A 22,136-nucleotide genomic window follows, 5' to 3' on the forward strand; every position below is an offset into this window, starting at 1 on the left:
GTACGGCGCCGGGGTGCGGCGCCGTTGCAGAGGACAACGGTAGTGAGGGGAGGATTGGCGCAGGCGGTAATTACTTAGCCTGAGTCCTGTGTGAGGGGCGGTCAGGTCCCCGATTTGATCTTGGTCCAGGCCCGGGTCCTGGCGCGTTCAGCTTTACTGTCCAACGGCTTCAAGGTGTACAACGTCGCCATCGCCGCCTCGGTCGGGTACAGGTTAGGGTTATTGCGGATGGTCGGGTCGACCCGTTCGGTGGCGTCCTTGTTCGGGTTGGGGTAGCCGACGAAATCGCTGATCGGCGCAATCACCTCAGGTTGCAGCAGGTAGTTGATGAAGGCGTAGGCGTCCTGCGGGTTCTTTGCGCCCTTGGGAATGGCGAGCATGTCGAACCAGATCGGCGCGCCTTCCTTGGGCAGGCGCATGTCCACGGTCACGCCGTTCCTGGCCTCCTTGGCGCGGTTGGCAGCCTGGGAGAAGCTGCCGGAATAACCGACGGCCACACAGATGTCGCCATTGGCGATATCGGCCATGTATTTGGAGGAGTGGAAGTAGGTGATGTACGGACGGATTTTAAGCAGCAGGGCTTCGGCTTTCTCATAGTCCTTCGGGTTATTGCTGTTGGGGTCCAGGCCCAGGTACTGCAAGGCCAGCGGCAGAATTTCCGATGGCGAATCCAGCAGGGCGACGCCGCACTGCTTAAGCTTGCTGATGTTCTCTTCCTTGAAGATCAGGTCCCAGCTGTTCACGGGAGCGTTGTCGCCCAGCACGGCCTTGACCTTGGCCGGGTTGAAGCCAATCAGGATGGTGCCGTACATGTAGGGCACGGCGAATTTATTACCGGGGTCATTGGCCTCGATCAGCTTCATCAGCTTGGGGTCGAGGTGGTTCCAGTTTGGTAACTGGCTGCGGTCCAGGGGCTGAAACACACCGGCTTCAATCTGCTTGGCCAGAAACACGTTGGACGGCACCACCACGTCATAGCCGGAGTTGCCGGTGAGTAGCTTGGCTTCCAGGGCTTCATTGGTGTCGAAGATGTCGTAGACCAGTTTGATCTGAGGGTTCTGACCCTTGAAGTCTTCCAGCGCCTTGGGGGTGATGTAGTCGAACCAGTTGTAGACCCGCAGGGTTCTTTCTTCGGCGTGGACGGCGCTGCTTAATACGGCGACGCACAACGCAAGCGACTTGAGCATGTTCATTGGATTGACCCCTCAAAACCTTCGAGAACGTTGACGGCATTGATGCCGATTTCTTCCACCGCGTAGCCGCCTTCCATGACGAACAGCGTGGGCTTGCCCAGCCGGGCGATACGCGCACCCATCGCCAGGTAATCCGGGCTGTCGAGCTTGAACTGCGAGATGGGATCGTCCTTGAACGTGTCTACCCCCAGGGACACCACGATGATGTCGGCGCCATAGCGCTCGATTTGCGCGCAGGCCTGATCCAGCGCGGCGCTCCAGGTATCCCAGCCGGCACCGGCCGGCAGCGGGTAATTGAAATTGAAGCCCTTACCGACGCCGTCGCCCAGCTCATCGGCATAGCCGAGGAAGAATGGAAACTCGGCTTCCGGATGTCCGTGGATCGAGGTGAACAGCACGTCACTGCGGTCATAGAAAATCGATTGGGTGCCGTTGCCGTGGTGGTAATCCACATCAAGGATCGCGACCTTGGCATGGCCTTGATCGAGAAAGGCCTGGGCGGCAATTGCAGCGTTATTGAGGTAGCAATAGCCGCCCATCAAGTCGTCTGCAGCGTGGTGCCCCGGTGGGCGGCAGAGGGCAAAGGCACTTTGAGCACCTTGTTGAATCGCTTGTTGCGCGGTCAGCGCCACCTGCGCTGCGCTATAGGCCGCTTGCCAGGTGCCGGCGGTGATCGGCGCGCCGCCGTCGAAGCTGTAATAGCCCAATTGACCGTGCAGGCTGGTGGGCAGCACGCGGCGCAAGGTGCGGGCTGGCCACGTGTAGGGCAGCAGGTCGCCGTCCTGGCCGAACTCAACCCAGCGTGCCCAGGCCCCTTTGAAAAAATCCAGGTAGGCGTGGCTGTGGATGCGTTGCAGCGGTGCCAATCCAAAGTCCTCGGGGGCTCGCACCGGCCCCAGATCACGGTCCTTGACCCGTTGCAGTACGTGATCAGCACGGGAGGGCATTTCGAAACAGGGCATCAGTTGCCCGTCCATCAGTTCGCATCGACCGTGGTGCAGATGGTGATCGTCCGAGTAGATCGTCAGCATAGTGGTGTACTCGCAGGCGTTTGGCGGTGTCTTGCAGTGTTGCCTCGCCGACGCGGCAAGAGAACGGCAGGAGCGGCCAAAAGGGGATGAATATGGCCAAAGGCACTGTCCGTATTCACCCCGCCTGGACGTGGGGATCAGGGGCGGAACTGGCTTGGCGCGACCCCGCTCCAGCGCACAAAGGCATGACGGAAGCTGGCGGTCTCACTGAAACCCAGGTGCTCGGCAATGCGGTGGATGGGCATTGCATCGTTGGCCAGCCACTGCTTGGCCTGCTCGAAGCGCAGTTCGTCGAGCAACTCCTGATAGCTGCTGCCCAAGTCATGCAGGTGCCGGCGTAAGGTGCGTGGCGAGCAATTCAACTGCTCCGCCAGTTTATCCAGCCCTGGCGCTGCCGGCAGTTGCGCCGCCAGCAGTTGACGCACGCGGCCCAGCCAGGCCTGGCGTCCGGTGAACTCGGTGTTTTGTTTGCGGCAGCGCTCGGTCATGGCGCGATGGGTGACGGCGTCGGCCAAGGGCAGCGGTTGATCGAGCCACTGGCGGTCGAAGGCAAAGGCGTTGCTGGTGGCGTTGAATTCCAGCGGGCAGGCGAAGCGCTCTTCGTAACGCGCCTGGTAGGTCGGCGCCGGGTATTCAAAACGCGCACCCAGCAGAGGGAGCGGGCGACCGAGCAAGTCGTCGCAGATGACGTTGAGTGAAGCCAGGCACAACTCAATATTGAACGCGGCCAGCGCAGGGTCTTCACGGTAATCGCGGGCGGTGAACCAGACGCGTTGGCCGTCCTCCTCAAGGCTCAGCTCGAAAAGTGTTCCCAACAGCGCCGGGTAGCGTAGGGCCAGGCGCAAAGCGTCACCGAAGGTGGCACTGGTGAGCAGCGCGTAGCCCAACAGGCCGTAAGACGACACGCGCATGCGCTGGCCCAGTTCCAGGCCGATGGCTTGGCGCAGGGCCACCGCGTTGGCGCACACCTGCATTTCCTGGCGCGTGGTGATGCGTGTATCGGCGTGGTTCAGGTCCGCAGCTGCAATACCGCTGCCGGCCAACAGCACCTCAGGGCTGATGCCCTGGGCGCTGAAAGCCTCAAGCACCAGCGAAACGGCGTTGAGGGTAGTCAGGTGCGAGTGCAGCATGGGGATGATCCCGGCCAATGAATACCTGAGCCGAGCAATTCCCATGCCGTGCGCCGCCGGGATCGTGGCGGGAGTGACGCTCTACCGGATCGCTTGAGTCGGATCTCAAGCCAACTCGGCGCACAGGTCCAGTTCGACCAGGCGGCGAATCTCGGCGTTGGCCAGGCCTGCGCCGATCAACGCATTGAGCTTGCCGAACGCGGCCTCGCGGGTCATGCCGCCACCGGACAGCACGCCCACGCCGCGCAGGCGGCTGCCGGCTTCATACACATCCAGCTCCACGCCACCTTCATGGCATTGGGTGATTGCGACCACGACCACGCCCTGATCCCGCGCGCGCTGGAGGCTGGCGAGGAACGCCGGGGTGTCGCTGGGCCCGGTGCCGCTGCCATAGCATTCAAGCAGCAGCGCCTGGATGCCGCTGTCGACCAGCGCATCCAACTGCGCGGCGGCGATGCCCGGCACCAGCGGCAACACGCCGACGTTGGCCACGGCCTTGGGCTGGCGATAATCCAGAGCGGCGGGCAGTGCCTCGGCCTTGGCTACGCCACCGTTACGCTGCAGCGCGGCGAAGGGGTTGCGACCAAAGCTGCGCACTTTCGCGCAGCGGGTCGGCGCCATCAGCGCACCGTGGAAAAACAGGTGCACGCCGGCGTTCAGGCCTTCGCCCAGCGCCGTCAACGCGCCGCTGACGTTTTCCCAGGCATCGCTGTCAGGCACGCCGGCCGGCAGCATCGAGCCGGTAAACACCACCGGCGCCGGCAAACCCAACAGTTGGAAACTCATGGCCGCTGCGCTGTAGGCCAGGGTGTCGGTGCCGTGCAGGATCAACACCGCATCGCAGCCCTCGTCCACGGCCTCGACCACGGCACTGCGCAGGCGCTGCCAGTAAGCGGGGGTCATGTTGGCGCTGTCGATCAGCGGCGCCATTTCGCGAAAGCGCCAGGCTGGCAAAGGCGCGTCGGCCAGTTGCTCGCGCATGCGCGCTTCGAAGCCGGACGCGGGCGCCAGGCCATTCGCGCTGGCCTGCATGCCAATGGTGCCGCCGGTGTAGAGCACCATCACGTTGTTAGCTGGTTGCATGAACAAATCTCCTGAACGAAAAACGCCGCCGGGCCCAGAGCATGCCCAAGGCCAGGCGGCGTGTCATCTATCTAGCTGCGCTCAGCGTTGTACTTGAGCGTTCAGTTCAGCCGATGGGGCCGCGTCCGGTTTTGCCGGGTTGGCCGGCCAGGCCTTGCGGTCCAGATCCAGGTCCGGGAATTGGCTGGAATCGAACACCGGGGTCTTGATGCCCGCAGCGCGTTGGCGGTCGTAGTCGTCCAGCACACGCATGGCGATCTTGAACAGGAACGCCAGGGCGAACAGGTTGACGAAGGCGAGCATGGTCATGGTGATATCGGCGAAGGCGAATACGGTGCCCAGGTTCTCGATCGAGCCCCAGAAAATCAGCACCAGCACCAGCGCGCGATAACCCATCAGCACCTTACGGTTGTTGCCCACCAGGAAGCGCAGGTTGCTCTCGCCGAGGTAGTAGTTGTACATGATCGAGGTGAACACGAACAAAGCCAGGGCCACCGAGATGAACATGCGGCCCCAGTCACCGACCACAGCGGCCAGGGAGTTCTGGGTCAGGGCAATGCCGTCGCCTTCAAAGCCTGGGGTGTAGAAACCGGAGAGCAGGATCAGCAGCGCGGTGCAGGTGCAAATCACGAAGGTGTCGAGGAAAACGCTGAACGCCTGGACCACGCCTTGGGCGATCGGGTGTTCTACGGAAGCCACCGCTGCCACGTTAGGCGCACTGCCCAGACCGGCTTCGTTGGCGAACACGCCGCGTTTCACGCCCATGATGATCGCGCTGCCTACCAGGCCACCGAAGGCTTGGTCGAGGCCGAAAGCGCTCTTGACGATGGTCGCGAGCATGGCCGGCACGTGGTCGAATTGCAGCACGATCACGTACAGGGTCACGGCGATGTACACCAGGGTTTTGACCGGGACCAGCAGGTCGGCGATGGACGCGATGCGCTTGATCCCGCCGATGAACACCAGGCCCAGCAGCACCGCCAGCGCGAGGCCGGTGTAGGTGGTGTCGAGGCCGAAAGCGTTGTTCAGCGAGTGAGTCACGGCATGGGCTTGCAGGCCGTTGAAGGCGAAGCCAAAGGTCACCAGCAGCAGGAACGCCATGACCATACCCAGCCAGCGCTTCTGCAAACCGTGCTGGATGTAATAAGCCGGGCCGCCACGGTAGGTGCCCTCTGCGTCGGTGCGCTTGTACAGCTGGCCGAGGGAGCATTCGATGAAGCTCGACGACATACCCACCAGCGCGGTGACCCACATCCAGAACACGGCACCCGGGCCGCCGAGGGTTACGGCAATACCGACACCGGCGATGTTACCGGCACCCACGCGACCGGCGAGGCTGAGCATCAGCGCCTGGAAGGAGCTGAGTTGGCCGGAGCTGCTCTTCAAGCTGTCTTTGAACACCGAGAACATGTGGAAAAAGTGACGCAATTGAACGAAACGCGAGCGGATCGTGAAATAACCGCCGAGCCCGACAATGAGCACGATCAGTACTTTCCCTGAGAGGAAGTCGTTGATGACTTCGAGCATGGAGTGTTCCTCGCTGATTTTTCTAATGGCAAACGCAGGACGGTCCGACACGTCGCATGGCACCAGGCAGTGCGCGACAGTTCGACCCCAATCCTTTTGCGGGTGTTGTTATTCATGCGGTTTCGCGCTGTACCGGGCCTCGTTACCGACGGCCGCAGACGCGAGAGGGGCGGCACTATACCTAGGAGTACGTGATACGTCTGCACGGGCCGATTAAAGGTTTCAGCGCCGCTGATTCGGGCAAGGCGGGTTTGCAGGGCGATATTGGAATTTTTATGGGCTTCATTTCACAACCTTGAGGCAAAAAAAAGGGCCTGAAGAACGAGCCTTCAGGCCCTCAAAAGGTGAGAGGTGTCTAGTCCCTCAACCTGGTGAGCGGTGCAACAAACGCTTAGGCCTTCAACGGGACCAAACGTGGAGCGATCATGTTTTCGGGGCGCAGGATGTCGTCGAGCATGGCGTCGTCGAGCAAGCCTTCTTCGCGCACCAGTTCCAGCACTCCGCGGCCGCTTTCGAGGGCGATACGCGCAATGCGGGTGGCGTTTTCATAGCCGATGTACGGGTTCAGCGCGGTGACCAGGCCGATGGAATGTTCCACCAGTTCGCGGCAGCGTGCTTCGTTGGCGGTGATGCCGACGATGCAGTGCTCGCGCAGCATGTCCATGGCGCGTTGCAGCAGGCGGATCGAGTCGAAGATCTTGAACGCGATCAGCGGCTCCATCACGTTCAACTGCAGTTGGCCGCCTTCGGCTGCCATGGTCAGGGCCAGGTCGTTGCCGATGACTTGGAACGCTACCTGGTTCACGGCTTCCGGGATGACCGGGTTGACCTTGCCGGGCATGATCGAGCTGCCTGGCTGACGCGCTGGCAGGTTGATCTCATTGATCCCTGTGCGTGGGCCGCTGGACAGCAGGCGCAGGTCGTTGCAGATCTTCGACAGCTTCACGGCGGTACGCTTGAGCATGCCGGAGAACAGCACGAAGGCGCCCATGTCGGAGGTGGCTTCGATCAGGTCGGCAGCCGGTACCAGCGGTTGGCCGCTGATGGTGGCCAGGCGTTGCACGGCCAGGGCCTGGTAACGCGGGTCGGCGTTGATGCCGGTGCCGATGGCGGTGCCGCCCAGGTTCACTTCGGTCAGCAGCTCTGGCGCCAGGGTTTTCAGGCGTGCCAGGTCTTCGCTGAGGGTGGTGGCGAAGGCGCGGAATTCCTGGCCGAGGGTCATCGGCACGGCGTCTTGCAATTGGGTGCGGCCCATTTTCAGCACGTGGCCGAACTCGACGCCTTTGGCGGCGAAGGCTTGGATCAGGCTGTCGAGGCTGGCCAGCAGCGCGTCATGGCCCAGCAGCAGACCCAGGCGGATCGCGGTCGGGTAGGCGTCGTTGGTCGACTGCGCCATGTTCACGTCGTTGTTGGGGTGCAGGTATTGATATTCGCCCTTCTGGTGACCCATGGCCTCCAGCGCGATGTTGGCGATGACTTCGTTGGCATTCATGTTGGTTGAAGTGCCGGCGCCGCCTTGAATCATGTCCACCACGAACTCTTCGTGGAAATCGCCGCGGATCAGACGGGCACAGGCTTCGCTGATGGCAGCGTGCTTGGCTTCGCTAAGCTGACCCAACTCGCGGTTGGCATCAGCGGCTGCTTGCTTGACCATTGCCAGGCCGACCACCAATTTCGGGTAATGCGAAATCGGAACGCCCGAGAGGCGGAAGTTATTCACCGCTCGCAGGGTCTGGATGCCGTAATACGCTTGGGCGGGTACTTCGAGTACGCCAAGCAGGTCTTTTTCTGTGCGGAATGATGCAGCGGAGGACATGACGGAAATCATCTCAATATGGACCCGGAACAGGCCGGAACGCTGCGAATGCTAGGCCTGTAGGAAAATTTGGGCCAATGCTGTTAAGCACTGGCCTATGCATAAACGGCATAATGCAGATGTGACCCGGCTATCATGGCGGGCGTGTGTGCCAAAATGGTGCGTACCCGTGGGAGGCAGTGATGAACCTTGAGAGCAAATGGCTGGAAGACTTCAGCGCCTTGGCGGCGACGCGCAGCTTTTCCCAGGCGGCGGAGCGGCGCTTTGTCACTCAGCCAGCGTTCAGCCGACGTATCCGTAGCCTTGAGGCCGCGTTGGGCCTGACCCTGGTCAATCGCTCACGCACACCGGTGGAATTGACGGCAGCGGGGCAGCTGTTTCTGGTCACCGCGCGCACCGTGGTCGAACAGCTCGGCGAGGTCCTGCGCCATTTGCATCACTTGGAAGGCGGGCAGGGCGAAGTCATGCAAGTGGCCGCCGCCCACTCCCTGGCGCTGGGCTTCTTCCCGCGCTGGATCGCGCAGTTGCGCAACGAAGGTTTGAACATCGCCACCCGCCTGGTCGCCACCAACGTCGGCGACGCCGTGCACGCCCTGCGCGAAGGCGGTTGCGACCTGATGCTGGCGTTCTACGATCCGGACGCGGCGATGCAGATGGACGCCGAGATTTTCCCTTCGCTGCACCTGGGTAACACCGAAATGCTCCCGGTGTGCGCGGCCGATGCTGATGGCAAGCCGCTGTTCGATCTGGAAGGCGAGGGCAGCGTGCCGTTGCTGGCCTACAGCGCCGGCGCGTTCCTTGGTCGTTCGGTGCACTTGCTGCTGCGCCAGCGCGCGCTGCGTTTTACCACCGTTTACGAAACCGCCATGGCCGACAGTCTCAAGAGTATGGCCCTGGAAGGCCTGGGCATTGCCTGGGTGCCGCAGTTGAGCGTTCGTGCCGAACTTGCCCGAGGCGAACTGGTGGTCTGCGGCGGACCGCAATGGCATGTGCCGCTGGAAATTCGGCTGTATCGCTGCGCGTTGGTGCGCAAGGCGAATGTGCGGTTGTTGTGGCGCAAGTTGGAAGGTGGCGCGGCGCAGAACACCTGAGTCCGATCTCGGACCGAATGCAGGGCAAATGTGGGAGGGGGCTTGCCCCCGATAGCGGTGTATCAGTGACAGATAAGTGCCTGGCACACCGCCATCGGGAGCAAGCCCCCTCCCACAGTATTTCGCGGTGTATGGGACTGACTCTTAAGTCAATAAAACCGCCGGTTTGCCCCGCTAGACAGATGGTCATCCGAGGGGCTGTTTATCTGGATTATTACGGTATACTGCGCGGCCTTCGGCCGGTCCAACCGGCCAAAATTCGTACAACAAGCCACGCCGGATTTCCCGCGTGGCTTGTTGTTTTTTGACGCGCCTGCGGGCGCCCAGAGAGAAGAGGCACGACGATGAGTGCATTGGTTGGCGTGATCATGGGCTCCAAGTCCGATTGGTCCACCCTTAGCCACACCGCCGATATGCTGGAAAAACTCGGCATTCCGTATGAAGTGAAAGTGGTCTCTGCCCACCGCACCCCGGATTTGCTGTTCCAGTATGCCGATGAAGCAGAATCCCGTGGCATCGAGGTGATCATCGCCGGTGCCGGCGGCGCAGCGCACCTGCCGGGCATGTGTGCAGCCAAGACTCACCTGCCAGTGCTTGGCGTACCGGTGCAGTCGGCAATGCTCTCGGGCGTCGATTCGCTGTTGTCCATCGTGCAGATGCCGGCCGGCATCCCGGTGGCGACCTTGGCAATCGGCAAGGCCGGCGCGATCAACGCAGCCCTGCTGTCCGCCAGTATCCTGGGCGCCAAGCACCCGCAGTTCCACGCGGTGCTGAAAAAATTCCGTGCTGAGCAGACAGACAGCGTGCTGGACAATCCAGACCCACGTATCGCCTGAGGTTGTTGACGATGAAAATCGGTGTAATCGGTGGCGGCCAACTGGGCCGTATGCTGGCCTTGGCGGGCACCCCGCTGGGGATGAACTTCGCTTTCCTGGACCCTGCGCCGGACGCCTGTGCGGCGGCCTTGGGTGAACACCTGCGCGCTGACTACAGCGACCCGGACCACCTGCGCCAACTGGCCGATGAAGTCGACCTGGTGACGTTCGAGTTCGAAAGCGTCCCGGCTGAAACCGTGGCCTTCCTGTCGCAGTTCGTGCCGGTGTACCCGAGCGCCGAAGCCCTGCGCATCGCTCGCGACCGTTGGTTCGAAAAGAGCATGTTCAAGGAGCTGGGCATTCCGACTCCAGCCTTCGCCGATATCCAATCGCAGGCGGACCTGGACGCCGCAGTCGCCAGCATCGGCCTGCCAGCCGTGCTGAAAACCCGCACCCTGGGTTACGACGGCAAGGGCCAGAAAGTCCTGCGCACTGCAGATGATGTGGTGGGCACCTTCGCCGAGCTGGGCAGCGTCGCTTGCCTTCTGGAAGGCTTCGTGCCGTTCACCGGTGAAGTCTCGCTGATCGCCGTGCGTGCCCGTGATGGTGAGACCCGCTTCTATCCGTTGGTGCACAACACCCACGACAGCGGCATCCTCAAGCTGTCGGTGGCCAGCACCGACCACCCGTTGCAGGCCTTGGCCGAAGACTATTCCAGCCGTGTGCTCAAGCAGCTGGATTATGTCGGCGTGATGGCGTTCGAGTTCTTTGAAGTCGACGGAGGCCTCAAGGCCAACGAAATCGCCCCGCGCGTGCACAACTCCGGGCATTGGACCACCGAAGGCGCCGAGTGCAGCCAGTTCGAAAACCACCTGCGGGCGGTGGCGGGCTTGCCACTGGGCTCCACGGCCAAGGTCGGCGAGAGCGCCATGCTCAACTTCATTGGCGTTGTGCCGCCGGTGGAAAAAGTCATCGCCATCGATGACTGCCACCTGCATCACTACGGCAAGGCCTTCAAGGCCGGGCGCAAGGTCGGCCACGCCAACCTGCGCTGCAAGGACCGTGCGACGCTGCAAGCGCAGATCCTCAAGGTTGAAGCGCTGATCGCTGAGCAATAAGCCTGGTGACGGCGGGAACCATTGGTTGCCGCCGTCTCTCTGATTGCAGGATGGCAAAGCCTGACTAGGCTTTGGCATGACTCACATTCAATCAGAGGGAAATGCCATGGGCATCATCGGAACCATCTTTATCGGCTTTATCGTCGGCCTGCTGGCGCGTTTCCTCAAGCCCGGCGACGACAGCATGGGCTGGATCATGACTATCCTGCTGGGTATCGCCGGCTCCCTGGCCGCGACCTACGGTGGTCAGGCACTGGGTATCTACCAGGCTGGCCAAGGTGCAGGCTTCCTCGGTGCGTTGGTCGGTGCCATTGTGCTGCTGGTGATCTACGGCCTGATCAAAAAGAAGTAATCAGCCGACAAAGTCCTCTGCGCTGCGCAGGCGCAGAGGGCTAGAATGCTCGGCACTTGTACTTGCCGAGCCTCTCCATGCGCCGTCTTCTGTTGACTCTCCTCCTGCTGGGCTCTGGCCTGGCGCACGCCGGCGAATTGCCGGAAACCGACTGGCTCGACCTGATGCCGCTGTCGGACCAAAAGGCTCTCGAAGCCATGCCCGAGATCGATCACAACTCCCCGGAAGCCCAAGGTACCTTTACCGATAAGGGCGGCCTCAAGCAGAGCAAAGGCTTGCCGGCGGTGATGTATTCCACCAAGACCGTGGCTGCGATGAACGGCAAGGACATCCGCATCGGCGGCTACCCGGTGCCGTTGGAAACCGATGCCAAGGGCCGCAGTACGTTGTTCTTCCTGGTGCCGTATCCAGGCGCGTGCATACACGTCCCACCACCGCCGCCTAACCAGTTGGTGCTGGTGCGTTATCCCAAAGGGTTGAAGCTGGATGATATCTACACGCCGCTTTGGGTTACGGGTACGTTGAAGGTAGAGAAGGTGAATAACGACCTGGCGGATGCGGCGTATGCGCTGGATGCGGGCAAGGTGCGGGTGGTGAAGGAGTCAGATCTCTAAAACCCGGCGCATAACAATGTGGGAGGGGGTTTGCTCCCGATAGCGGTCTATCAGTAACAAATCTGCTGACTGACACTCTGCTATCGGGAGCAAGCCCCCTCCCACATTTTCGATTGGGTTTACAGGGCGATAGAGGTGATGCTCACGCCCAGTGTGTGGCTATCACCTGGGGCCAAGCTCACCACATCATCCAGCACATTCGCCGTCTCGATGCACAGCATGCCCTGCCAGCCATCGTCGGCCATGTCGTCGAAGGCCTTGGCGCGTTCGGTCCAGGGGTTCCAGATCACGGTCGATTTCGAGCCTTCACTGGTGAGTTGGATTTGGCGCTGCCAGTCTCTGTCGATAATGCTCAACTGCGCGGGCGTATCGAGGTAAATGCGGTCGGTTTCGGCACTGAAGTGCAGCAGGCCGGATTGCTTCTTCTCGCTCCAGCCATCGGCGGTATCGATGTACGCCGAGCCTTCCAGGCCGTCGACCTGCACGTTGCGCACATCGCTCACGGCGAAGTAGGTGTGCAGCGCCTGGCTCAGGGTTACGGCGTCGGTGCCACGGTTATGGCTGGTCAGGCGGATGTGCAGTTGATCGTTTAGCAGCAGACTCAAGGTCAGGTCGACCTGATGGGGCCAGCCGGGAAAGCCGCCTGCAGGAACGGGTAGTTCCAGGTCCACCCGCAGCGTTTCACCTTCAAGTGTTGTCCCGGCCAATGCCCAGGTCGCGGTACGCACGAAACCGTGAGCGCCCGCAGGTTGATCACTTTGGCGCATCGCCTTCACGCTCTGCGGGTTGCGGTCGAACACCCCGAACCATGGCCAGCACACCGGTACGCCAGTGCGGATGCCTTTGCCTTGCTTGAATACCGCTTCAGGGTTCGGCCAGATCAGCGGCTGCTCGCCCTCACGCCCGTAACTGAAGATATGCGCGCCCTGCTGGGCAATCATCAGTTCAGCGCCGTTGTGGCGGATACGCCAGCAGTCCAGCTCGTCGATTTTCACGGTTTCAACGTGGGGCGTAGGCATACACAGCACTCTCAATGGCAGGCAATGGGGCAATTGACCGTCAAAACCCGGCGAGGTTTAACGCGCGCGCGACGGCACTGAGCGCGTGCGGCCGCTGCCATCGATAGCGACGAATACAAACACCGCCTCGGTCACCTTGCGCCATTCACTGGACAGTGGGTCGTCGCTCCACACTTCGACCATCATCTGGATCGAGCTGCGGCCGATTTCCAGGGCCTGGGTATAGAAGGACAACTGCGCGCCCACGGCCACCGGCACCAGGAACGCCATGCGATCAATCGCCACGGTAGCCACGCGACCGCCCGCAACCTTGCTGGCCATGGCGGTACCGGCCAAGTCCATCTGCGCGACCAGCCAGCCGCCGAAGATATCGCCAAAGCCATTGGTTTCACGCGGGAGCGCGGTGATTTGCAGGGCGAGATCGCCTTGCGGGATAGGATCTTCTTGTTCGAGTTCGATCATGCCGTGGGGCCTCTGACCCGTGACGCTTTTATAGGTGGAGCAGGGTGGATAGCCGACTGTTAGAAAAACGTTTCAGCACAAACATACTCCGTTCGATACGTTTCTCGTAAGGCGTACTAAAGGGAAACTCTGCCAAATCGGCTGGATGGCACCCAACGACGTTTTGGCACAGCAGCCCCTCAAGGCTGCGGGTCTTGCGCTCGCAAGGGCCGAGTATATCGAGACCCTGGCGCCACGACGACCTCCCGGCGTTCATTTGGTCGGTAAATAGACGCTGTATCGCGGCTTTTGTGCACAACTGTTCTCCTGGCGCTGTGCTTTTACAAGCGATTTGCTATCTTGCCAGACCCGCCGCAAGTCCCGGGCGTGCCGTCCTTATTACGATGATTACTATAAGAGAAGCCTTGCCATGTCCTCCGTGCCCGCAAGCAGTGCGCAACCTTCGCGCCCGCTGACCCGCAACGACTACAAAACCCTGTCGCTGTCTGCCTTGGGCGGGGCGCTGGAATTTTATGATTTCATCATTTTCGTGTTTTTCGCCACTGTGGTCGGAAAGCTGTTCTTCCCTGCCGATATGCCCGAATGGCTGCGAATGATGCAGACCTTCGGCATCTTCGCCGCCGGTTACCTGGCCCGCCCGCTGGGCGGCATCATCATGGCGCACTTCGGCGACCTGCTGGGTCGCAAGAAAATGTTCACCCTGAGCATCTTCATGATGGCCGTACCGACCCTGATCATGGGCCTGCTGCCAACCTACGCGCAGATCGGCCTGTGGGCGCCGATCCTGCTGCTGCTGATGCGCGTCATCCAGGGCGCGGCGATTGGCGGTGAAGTGCCAGGCGCATGGGTGTTCGTCTCCGAACACGTTCCGCCACGCCACATCGGCTACGCCTGCGGCACCCTGACCAGCGGCCTCACCGCCGGCATTCTGCTGGGTTCGCTGGTGGCTACCGCGATCAACACTATTTATAGCCCTGAGCAGGTCTCGGATTACGCCTGGCGTATCCCGTTCCTGCTTGGCGGCGTGTTTGGCCTGCTGTCGGTGTACCTGCGTCGCTGGCTGCATGAAACGCCGATCTTCGCCGAGATGCAGCAACGCAAAACCCTGGCCGCCGAGTTGCCATTGCGCGCGGTACTGCGCGACCACCGTGGCGCGATCGTACTGTCGATGCTGCTGACCTGGCTGCTGTCGGCCGGCGTGGTGGTGGTGATCCTGATGACTCCGACCGTGCTGCAAACCATCTACCATTTCAGCCCGACCGTTGCGCTGCAAGCCAACAGCCTGGCCATCGTGACCTTGAGCCTGGGTTGCATCGCCTCCGGCGCCCTGGCCGATCGCTTTGGTGCCGGCCGCGTGCTGATCAGTGGTTGCGCGCTGCTGCTGGCGACCTCTTGGACGCTCTACCACAGCCTGCTGACTCACCCGGACTGGCTGTTCCCGCTGTACGCCTTGACCGGCCTGTTCGTCGGCACCATTGGCGTGGTGCCGTACGTGATGGTGAAAGCCTTCCCGCCAGTGGTGCGCTTCAGCGGCTTATCGTTTTCCTACAACGTGGCCTACGCCGTGTTTGGTGGCCTCACGCCGCTGGCGGTGTCCCTGCTGATGAAGGAAAGCCCGATGGGCCCGGCTTACTACGTGGCCGCGCTGTGTGTCATGGGGATGGTGGTAGGTGGGTATCTGTGGAAGCGTGGCCGCTAAAAGCAGCCCGATCCACCCGTGGCGAGAGGGCAAGCTCCCTCGCCACGGGGCAGGTGTCCGTTCATTGATTGCAGTGTGTAGCTGATTTACCCCGTTACCTGCGCATTACCCCCGTTTCTCCGCGCCATACCTTCCTGACCTGCTTGATCTCCCAATGCTGGCCTTTCATCCAATTGTCATATTTCAGACATAGAGTGTTCACACGGCCTCTCGATACTTGGCCCCGATCCAACTATCCCTATCTGCTAGGAGCAAGGCATGAAACTGAAACGTTTGATGGCGGCAATGACTTTTGTCGCTGCTGGCGTTGCGACCGCCAACGCGGTGGCCGCAGGTGTTGATCCGGCAATCCCGGCTTACGTTAAGACCACTGGTGTGTCGGGCAACTTGTCCAGCGTCGGTTCCGATACCCTGGCTAACCTGATGACCCTGTGGGCCGAGGGTTACAAAAAGGAATACCCGAACGTCAACATCCAGATTCAAGCTGCCGGCTCCGCTACCGCACCACCTGCGCTGACTGAAGGCACCTCCAACCTGGGCCCGATGAGCCGCAAGATGAAGGACACCGAACTGGCTGCCTTCGAGCAGAAGTACGGCTACAAGCCAACCGCTATCCCGGTTGCCGTGGATGCCCTGGCCGTGTTCGTGCACAAGGACAACCCGATCCAGCACCTGACCATGGAGCAAGTCGACGCGATCTTCTCCTCGACTCGCCTGTGCGGTGGCAAAGCCGACGTGAAAACCTGGGGCGACCTGGGTGTGACCGGCGACCTGGCCAACAAGCCAGTACAGCTGTTCGGTCGTAACTCGGTATCCGGCACCTACGGCTACTTCAAGGAAGAGGCCCTGTGCAAAGGTGACTACAAGCCTAACGTGAACGAACAACCTGGCTCGGCGTCGGTCGTGCAGTCGATCAGCTCCTCGCTGAACGGCATCGGTTACTCGGGCATCGGCTACAAGACCGCCAGCGTGAAGACCGTGGCCCTGGCCAAGAAAGGCAGCACTGACTTCATCGAAGACACCGAAGAAAACGCCCTGAACGGCAAATACCCGCTGTCGCGTTTCCTCTACGTTTACGTCAACAAAGCCCCGAACAAGCCTCTGGCTCCGCTGGAAGCTGAGTTCGTGAAGCTTGTGCTGTCGAAGCAAGGCCAGGAAGTTGTAGTGAAAGACGGCTACATCCCACTGCCAGCCAAAGTTGCCGCCAAGGCCCTGGCTGACCTGGGTTTGAAAGAAGGCAACTGATTGCCTCCGCGGGGCCGGCTCACCGGCCTCGCATCCGAATTTTCTAGTCCGCTGCCAGCTATGCTTCGCGGCGGATTTGTTGCGTCACTGCACTGTCATCTTTCTGTCATACAGGATCGCTAGGGTGTGCGCATGAATGATCTGGCCAATTCCACCATGACGACGACTTCTCCTCCCAAGCGCATTGATTTCAATACGCCTGAGCTGCAACGCAAGCGCCGCATTCGCGCGCTTAAAGATCGCCTGACCCGTTGGTACGTGCTGGTGGGCGGCCTCGCTGTCCTTGGCGCTATCACCCTGATCTTCTTCTTCCTTGCCTACGTCGTCGCGCCATTGTTTCAGGGCGCCTCGTTGACCAAGGAAGACGCGCTGACCCCGGCCTGGATTCAGGACGCCGGCAAGCCGCTGATGATCTCCCTCGAAGAACAGAACCAAGTCGCCATGCGGGTTTCCGACAAGGGCCAGGCGCTGTTCTTTGAAGTCGAGACCGGTGCTGAACTCAAGCGCGTCGACCTGCCGCTTCCAGCCGGCACCAGCGTTGCTTCTATTGGTGAAGATCAGCCGGGCAGCCCGCTGGTGATCCTCGGTTTGTCCAATGGCCAGTCCCTGGTGTTTCGCCACACCTATAAGGTTTCTTACCCGGACGGCAAGAAAACCATCACCCCGGCGATTGAATACCCTTACGGTGAAACGCCGATCGTGCTGGATGACGCCGGCCGCCCGCTGGAGCATGTCGCCCTCAACGCCACTGATAGCTCGTTGGTGATCGCAGGCTCGGCCGGTTCGCACTTGAACGTGCTGACCCTGAGCCGCGAAGAAAACATGATGACTGGCGAAGTCACCAGTGAGCAGAAGCGTGTCGAGCTGCCGCAAATGACCGAGCCGGTGAAGGCGATCTTCATCGACCCGCGCCAGCAATGGCTGTATGTGATCAACGGCCGTGCCCTGGCGGATGTGTTCAGCCTGCGCGACAAGAGCCTCAACGGTCGCTACAAATTGTTGGAAGACGGCAACGCTGAAATCACGGCCAGCACCCAACTGGTGGGCGGTATCTCGCTGATCATCGGTAACTCCAAAGGCGGCCTGGCCCAGTGGTTCATGGCCCGCGACCCGGATGGCGAACAGCGCTTCAAGCAGATCCGCACCTTCCAGATGGGCACTGCGCCTATCGTCGAAATCACCGCCGAAGAGCGCCGCAAAGGCTTCACTGCCCTGGACGCTTCCGGCAAGTTCGGCGTGTTCCATAGCACCGCCCACCGCACCCTGCTGGTGGACCCAGTGGTCGATGGCCAGGGCGTGTTCGGCCTGTCACCACGGGCCAACCGCGTGATCGTCGAAGCCGGCGGCAAGCTGCAACCGCTGTTGCTCGACAACCCGCACCCGGAAGTGTCATGGAGCGCGCTGTGGAGCAAGGTCTGGTACGAAAACTACGACGAGCCTAAATACGTGTGGCAGTCGACCGCCGCCAACACCGACTTTGAACCCAAAATGAGTCTGGCCCCGCTGACCTTCGGTACCTTGAAGGCCGCGTTCTACGCCATGCTGCTGGCCGCACCGCTGGCCGTTGCCGCTGCGATCTACACCGCCTACTTCATGGCCCCGAGCCTGCGCCGCAAGGTCAAGCCGGTGATCGAATTGATGGAAGCGATGCCGACGGTGATCCTCGGTTTCTTCGCCGGCCTGTTCCTGGCGCCGTATGTCGAAGGGCATCTGCCGGGGATTTTCAGTCTGCTGATGCTGTTGCCGATTGGCATCCTGGTGGCCGGGTTTGTCTTCAGCCGCCTGCCTGAATCCATCCGCCTGCGCGTTCCCGATGGTTGGGAAAGCGCAATCCTGATCCCGGTGATCCTGTTTGTGGGCTGGCTCTCGCTGTACATGAGCCCGTACCTGGAAACCTGGTTCTTCGGCGGCGACATGCGTATGTGGATCTCCCACGACCTAGGCATTACCTACGACCAGCGCAACGCCCTGGTAGTCGGCCTGGCCATGGGTTTTGCGGTGATTCCGAACATCTACTCCATCGCCGAAGACGCCGTATTCAGCGTGCCGCGCGGCCTGACCCTGGGCTCCCTGGCGCTGGGCGCCACGCCGTGGCAGACCATGACGCGCGTGGTGATCCTGACCGCCAGCCCGGGCATCTTCTCCGCACTGATGATCGGCATGGGCCGTGCAGTAGGCGAAACCATGATCGTGCTGATGGCCACCGGTAACACGCCGGTGATGGAGATGAACCTGTTCGAAGGCCTGCGAACGCTCGCGGCCAACGTCGCGGTGGAAATGCCGGAGTCGGAAGTGGGCGGCAGTCACTACCGCGTGCTGTTCCTCTCGGCGCTGGTGCTGCTGCTGTTCACCTTCGTCATGAACACCCTCGCCGAGCTGATCCGTCAGCGTCTGCGCAAGAAATACTCGTCGCTTTAAGAAAGGTAGAAGTCTGTGAAACAGAACTCCCTGAATGGATGGTTCAAGAGCGGCGCCCCCGGCGTCTGGATCAGCGGTGGCGCGGTGTCCATCGCGGTCATCATGACCATTGGTTTGCTGGCCGTGATTGCCGTACGTGGTTTGGGCCACTTCTGGCCAGCTGACCTGATCCAGGCCAACTACAACGTGCCGGGCCAGGAAAACCACATCGTCATCGGCGAAGTGGTGCAGAAAGAAGAAGTGCCCCGCGAGCGCCTGAAAAGTGCTGGCCTGCCGGTGCCTGATGAAGGCCCGGAGTTCATGACCCGCGAGCTGATCAAGGTCGGCAACCGGGATTTGAATGGCAACGACTTCACCTGGATCGTTGGCGAGTGGTTGAAAGACCAGAGCACACCGAAAAACCTCATGGCCATCGAGCGTCGTGAGTGGGGCAATTTCTACGGCACCCTGGTCAACGTCAAGCAGGATGGCAAGGTCATCGCCGAAGGCGAGGCCGCTTGGCCGGAGCTGCAGGCCCGTGTCGATCGCGTCAACAAGCTCGCCGCACAGCTCAAGAGCCTGGAAAAGACCGATATCGGCGCGATCAACGCCGGACTCGAACGCATTCGTCTGCACGGTCGCAAACTGGAGCTGGAAGGCAAGCTTGATGCCGCCGCCCAGGCCGATATGGATGCTGACCGCGCCGAGCTGAATGCCCGTTACCAGGACATCGAAGCGCGCCTTGCCGATCTGCACGCCCAGTTCAACCGCGATGCTTTGACTGCTCGCGATGGCAACGGCAAGGAAATTGAAATCGGCATCGGCAAAGTGGTCCACGCCTACCAGCCGAACGCCATGGGCACGATGACCAAGATCGGCTTCTACTTCAGCAAGGTCTGGGAATTCTTGAGCGATGACCCACGGGAAGCCAACACCGAAGGCGGGATTTTCCCGGCGATCTTCGGCACCGTGATGATGACCCTGATCATGGCGATGATCGTGACCCCGTTCGGCGTGCTGGCGGCCGTGTACCTGCGTGAATACGCCAAGCAGAACACCCTGACTCGAATCATCCGCATCGCCGTGAACAACTTGGCCGGTGTACCGGCCATCGTCTACGGCGTGTTCGGCCTGGGCTTCTTCGTGTATGTACTGGGTGGCTCAGTTGACCGCCTGTTCTTCGCCGAAGCCCTGCCGGCACCGACCTTCGGTACGCCGGGCCTGCTGTGGGCCTCGCTGACCCTGGCGCTGCTGGCGGTGCCGGTGGTGATCGTGGCCACCGAAGAAGGCCTGGCGCGGATTCCCCGCACCGTGCGTGAAGGCTCCCTGGCTCTGGGCGCGACCAAGGCGGAAACGCTGTGGAAGATCGTGCTGCCGATGGCCAGCCCGGCGATGATGACCGGCATGATCCTGGCCGTGGCCCGTGCCGCCGGTGAAGTGGCGCCGCTGATGCTGGTCGGCGTGGTGAAACTGGCCCCGTCGCTGCCGCTGGATGGCAACTACCCGTACCTGCACCTGGACCAGAAGATCATGCACTTGGGCTTCCATATTTATGACGTCGGCTTCCAGAGCCCCAACGTCGAAGCCGCACGGCCACTGGTGTACGCCACCGCCTTGCTGCTGGTGCTGGTGATCGCCACGCTCAACTTGTCGGCGGTGTGGATTCGTAACCACTTGCGCGAGAAGTACAAGGCGCTGGACAGCTGATCTGAATTGAACGCGGACTTATTTGTGGGAGGGGGCTTGCTCCCGAGCGGTGTGCCAGCTGGCACACATGTTCCTGAAGCATCGCTATCGGGGGCAAGCCCCCTCCCACACAACAGCACAGGGAGCATCCCATGCAACACGACACCCATTCCCATGGCATCAACATGTCTGCCCTGGGTCGCGACAAGCAGAGCCTGAGCCTGGCCCAGGAAACCGTGGCCATCGAAGTACCGGGCTTGAGCCTTTACTACGGTGACAAGCAGGCGCTGTTCGACGTCAGCATGAACATTCCCAAGCAGCGCGTGACCGCCTTTATCGGCCCGTCGGGCTGCGGTAAGTCCACGCTGTTGCGCACGTTCAACCGCATGAACGACCTGGTCGACGGTTGCCGTGTGGAAGGTGCGATCAACCTCTACGGCACCAACATCTACCGTAAGGGCGAAGACGTGGCCGAGCTGCGTCGCCGCGTGGGCATGGTGTTCCAGAAGCCGAACCCGTTCCCCAAGACCATTTACGAAAACGTGGTCTATGGCCTGCGTATCCAGGGCATCAACAAGAAGCGCATCCTCGACGAAGCGGTTGAGTGGGCCCTTAAAGGCGCGGCGCTGTGGGACGAGGTCAAGGACCGTCTGCATGAGTCGGCACTCGGCTTGTCCGGTGGTCAGCAGCAACGTCTGGTGATCGCCCGCACCATCGCCGTGGAGCCGGAAGTGTTGCTGCTCGACGAGCCGTGTTCGGCACTCGACCCGATCTCGACCCTGAAAGTGGAAGAGCTGATCTACGAGCTCAAGTCCAAGTTCACCATCGTTATCGTGACCCACAACATGCAACAGGCGGCGCGGGTTTCCGACTACACCGCTTTCATGTACATGGGCAAGCTGGTGGAGTTCGGCGATACCGACACCCTGTTCACCAATCCGGCGAAGAAGCAGACCGAAGACTACATCACCGGTCGCTACGGCTAGGAAGCTGTGGTTCTGTTTGCACTGACGCTGCGGTTCTCCGCACCTTACCGGACGCTCCAAGGACGCCAACATGATTAGCAAAGAAGGCCTTACCCATCACATCTCCGCGCAGTTCAACGCCGAGCTTGAGGAAGTGCGCAGCCACCTCCTGGCGATGGGCGGCTTGGTGGAGAAGCAAGTCAACGACGCCGTGACCGCGCTGATCGAGGCCGACTCGGGCCTGGCCCAGCAGGTGCGTGAGATTGATGACCAGATCAACCAGATGGAACGCAATATCGACGAAGAATGCCTGCGCATTCTGGCCCGTCGCCAGCCAGCGGCCTCGGACCTGCGTTTGATCATCAGCATCTCCAAGTCGGTAATCGACCTGGAGCGCATCGGCGATGAGGCCACCAAGATCGCCCGTCGCGCCATCCAGCTGTGCGAGGAAGGCGAAGCGCCGCGCGGCTACGTGGAGGTTCGCCACATCGGCGACCAGGTGCGCAACATGGTGCGCGATGCGCTTGACGCGTTTGCGCGTTTCGACGCCGATCTGGCGTTGTCGGTGGCGCAGTACGACAAAGTCATCGACCGCGAATACAAGACAGCCCTGCGTGAACTGGCCACCTACATGATGGAAGACCCGCGCTCTATCTCGCGGGTCTTGAGCATCATCTGGGTGCTGCGTTCCCTGGAGCGGATCGGCGATCACGCGCGCAATATCTCGGAACTGGTGATCTATTTGGTTCGCGGTACTGACGTACGGCACATGGGCCTTAAGCGCATGAAAGCTGAAGTTGAAGGTTCCGCCGATCAAATCCCTAATGTTCCGGGCGAATCTGACGATAAGTAAGGTTGCCCGAGAAATTAACGCCCGGCCTTTGGCCGGGCGT

19 protein-coding genes are annotated in these 22,136 nt (G+C 61.2%); 11 read left to right on the plus strand and 8 right to left on the minus strand.

Annotated features, from left to right (window positions below):
* Positions 1-101: 101 nt before the first annotated feature.
* The 6 genes from ACVWXD_RS25265 to aspA form a co-directional block, all read right to left on the minus strand.
* Positions 102-1,193 (minus strand): polyamine ABC transporter substrate-binding protein, encoded by a 1,092-nt coding sequence (locus ACVWXD_RS25265; protein WP_260366987.1) that lies wholly within the window; start codon positions 1,191-1,193, stop codon positions 102-104.
* On the minus strand, positions 1,190-2,224 hold the full coding sequence (locus ACVWXD_RS25270; RefSeq protein WP_457371456.1) for a histone deacetylase family protein: 1,035 nt from the start codon (positions 2,222-2,224) through the stop codon (positions 1,190-1,192). Before ACVWXD_RS25270 ends, ACVWXD_RS25265 begins: the two co-directional genes overlap by 4 nt.
* Before the next feature lie 137 nt (positions 2,225-2,361).
* Positions 2,362-3,354, minus strand: a complete 993-nt coding sequence (locus tag ACVWXD_RS25275; RefSeq protein WP_032884469.1) for an AraC family transcriptional regulator — start codon at positions 3,352-3,354, stop codon at positions 2,362-2,364.
* Between the two features lie 105 nt (positions 3,355-3,459).
* The gene (locus ACVWXD_RS25280) at positions 3,460-4,437 is read right to left on the minus strand and encodes an asparaginase (RefSeq protein ID WP_401380685.1); all 978 of its coding nucleotides are present in this window, start codon (positions 4,435-4,437) and stop codon (positions 3,460-3,462) included.
* An 81-nt stretch (positions 4,438-4,518) separates the two neighbouring features.
* On the minus strand, positions 4,519-5,964 hold the full coding sequence (locus ACVWXD_RS25285) for an alanine/glycine:cation symporter family protein (RefSeq protein WP_095185233.1): 1,446 nt from the start codon (positions 5,962-5,964) through the stop codon (positions 4,519-4,521).
* A gap of 391 nt (positions 5,965-6,355) precedes the next feature.
* On the minus strand, positions 6,356-7,780 hold the full coding sequence (gene aspA / locus ACVWXD_RS25290; RefSeq protein WP_032884466.1) for an aspartate ammonia-lyase: 1,425 nt from the start codon (positions 7,778-7,780) through the stop codon (positions 6,356-6,358).
* A 182-nt stretch (positions 7,781-7,962) separates the two neighbouring features.
* Between aspA and ACVWXD_RS25295 the strand changes: the two genes are divergently transcribed.
* The 5 genes from ACVWXD_RS25295 (at position 7,963) to ACVWXD_RS25315 (ending at position 11,770) form a co-directional block, all read left to right on the plus strand.
* Positions 7,963-8,871, plus strand: coding sequence for a LysR substrate-binding domain-containing protein (locus tag ACVWXD_RS25295; RefSeq protein ID WP_010566930.1), 909 nt, complete (start codon positions 7,963-7,965; stop codon positions 8,869-8,871).
* A gap of 344 nt (positions 8,872-9,215) precedes the next feature.
* Positions 9,216-9,707 carry a 5-(carboxyamino)imidazole ribonucleotide mutase gene (gene purE / locus ACVWXD_RS25300; protein WP_003176980.1) on the plus strand — a complete coding sequence of 164 codons (492 nt, stop codon included), beginning with the start codon at positions 9,216-9,218 and terminating at the stop codon, positions 9,705-9,707.
* A gap of 11 nt (positions 9,708-9,718) precedes the next feature.
* Complete coding sequence (locus ACVWXD_RS25305) at positions 9,719-10,804, plus strand: 5-(carboxyamino)imidazole ribonucleotide synthase (protein ID WP_122754177.1); 1,086 nt, start codon at positions 9,719-9,721, stop codon at positions 10,802-10,804.
* A gap of 106 nt (positions 10,805-10,910) precedes the next feature.
* Positions 10,911-11,156, plus strand: a complete 246-nt coding sequence (locus ACVWXD_RS25310; RefSeq protein WP_032884464.1) for a GlsB/YeaQ/YmgE family stress response membrane protein — start codon at positions 10,911-10,913, stop codon at positions 11,154-11,156.
* 77 nt (positions 11,157-11,233) lie between these two features.
* On the plus strand, positions 11,234-11,770 hold the full coding sequence (locus tag ACVWXD_RS25315; protein ID WP_032884463.1) for a DUF3299 domain-containing protein: 537 nt from the start codon (positions 11,234-11,236) through the stop codon (positions 11,768-11,770).
* 119 nt (positions 11,771-11,889) lie between these two features.
* On the opposite strand, the gene ACVWXD_RS25320 is transcribed toward ACVWXD_RS25315, so the two are convergent.
* Together ACVWXD_RS25320 and ACVWXD_RS25325 are read right to left on the minus strand one after the other, a co-directional pair.
* A complete protein-coding gene (locus tag ACVWXD_RS25320) occupies positions 11,890-12,789 on the minus strand; it encodes a D-hexose-6-phosphate mutarotase (RefSeq protein WP_457371457.1) in 900 nt (299 codons plus the stop codon).
* 57 nt (positions 12,790-12,846) lie between these two features.
* Positions 12,847-13,251, minus strand: a complete 405-nt coding sequence (locus tag ACVWXD_RS25325; protein WP_003176975.1) for an acyl-CoA thioesterase — start codon at positions 13,249-13,251, stop codon at positions 12,847-12,849.
* Between the two features lie 409 nt (positions 13,252-13,660).
* On the opposite strand from ACVWXD_RS25325, the gene ACVWXD_RS25330 reads away from it, so the two are divergent.
* The 6 genes from ACVWXD_RS25330 (at position 13,661) to phoU (ending at position 22,096) form a co-directional block, all read left to right on the plus strand.
* Complete coding sequence (locus tag ACVWXD_RS25330) at positions 13,661-14,950, plus strand: MFS transporter (protein WP_032884461.1); 1,290 nt, start codon at positions 13,661-13,663, stop codon at positions 14,948-14,950.
* Positions 14,951-15,208: 258 nt separating this feature from the next.
* A complete protein-coding gene (locus ACVWXD_RS25335) occupies positions 15,209-16,195 on the plus strand; it encodes a phosphate ABC transporter substrate-binding protein PstS (protein ID WP_032884460.1) in 987 nt (328 codons plus the stop codon).
* Positions 16,196-16,579: 384 nt separating this feature from the next.
* Positions 16,580-18,613, plus strand: coding sequence for an ABC transporter permease subunit (locus tag ACVWXD_RS25340; protein WP_177326410.1), 2,034 nt, complete (start codon positions 16,580-16,582; stop codon positions 18,611-18,613).
* Positions 18,614-18,628: 15 nt separating this feature from the next.
* On the plus strand, positions 18,629-20,299 hold the full coding sequence (pstA, locus tag ACVWXD_RS25345; RefSeq protein ID WP_032884458.1) for a phosphate ABC transporter permease PstA: 1,671 nt from the start codon (positions 18,629-18,631) through the stop codon (positions 20,297-20,299).
* A 131-nt stretch (positions 20,300-20,430) separates the two neighbouring features.
* Entirely contained in the window at positions 20,431-21,264 is an 834-nt protein-coding gene (gene pstB, locus ACVWXD_RS25350; RefSeq protein ID WP_032884457.1) for a phosphate ABC transporter ATP-binding protein PstB, read from the plus strand.
* Positions 21,265-21,334: 70 nt separating this feature from the next.
* Positions 21,335-22,096 (plus strand): phosphate signaling complex protein PhoU, encoded by a 762-nt coding sequence (gene phoU, locus ACVWXD_RS25355; protein ID WP_032884456.1) that lies wholly within the window; start codon positions 21,335-21,337, stop codon positions 22,094-22,096.
* The last annotated feature ends 40 nt before the right edge of the window (positions 22,097-22,136 follow it).

The organism is Pseudomonas sp. TE3911, assembly GCF_054062775.1.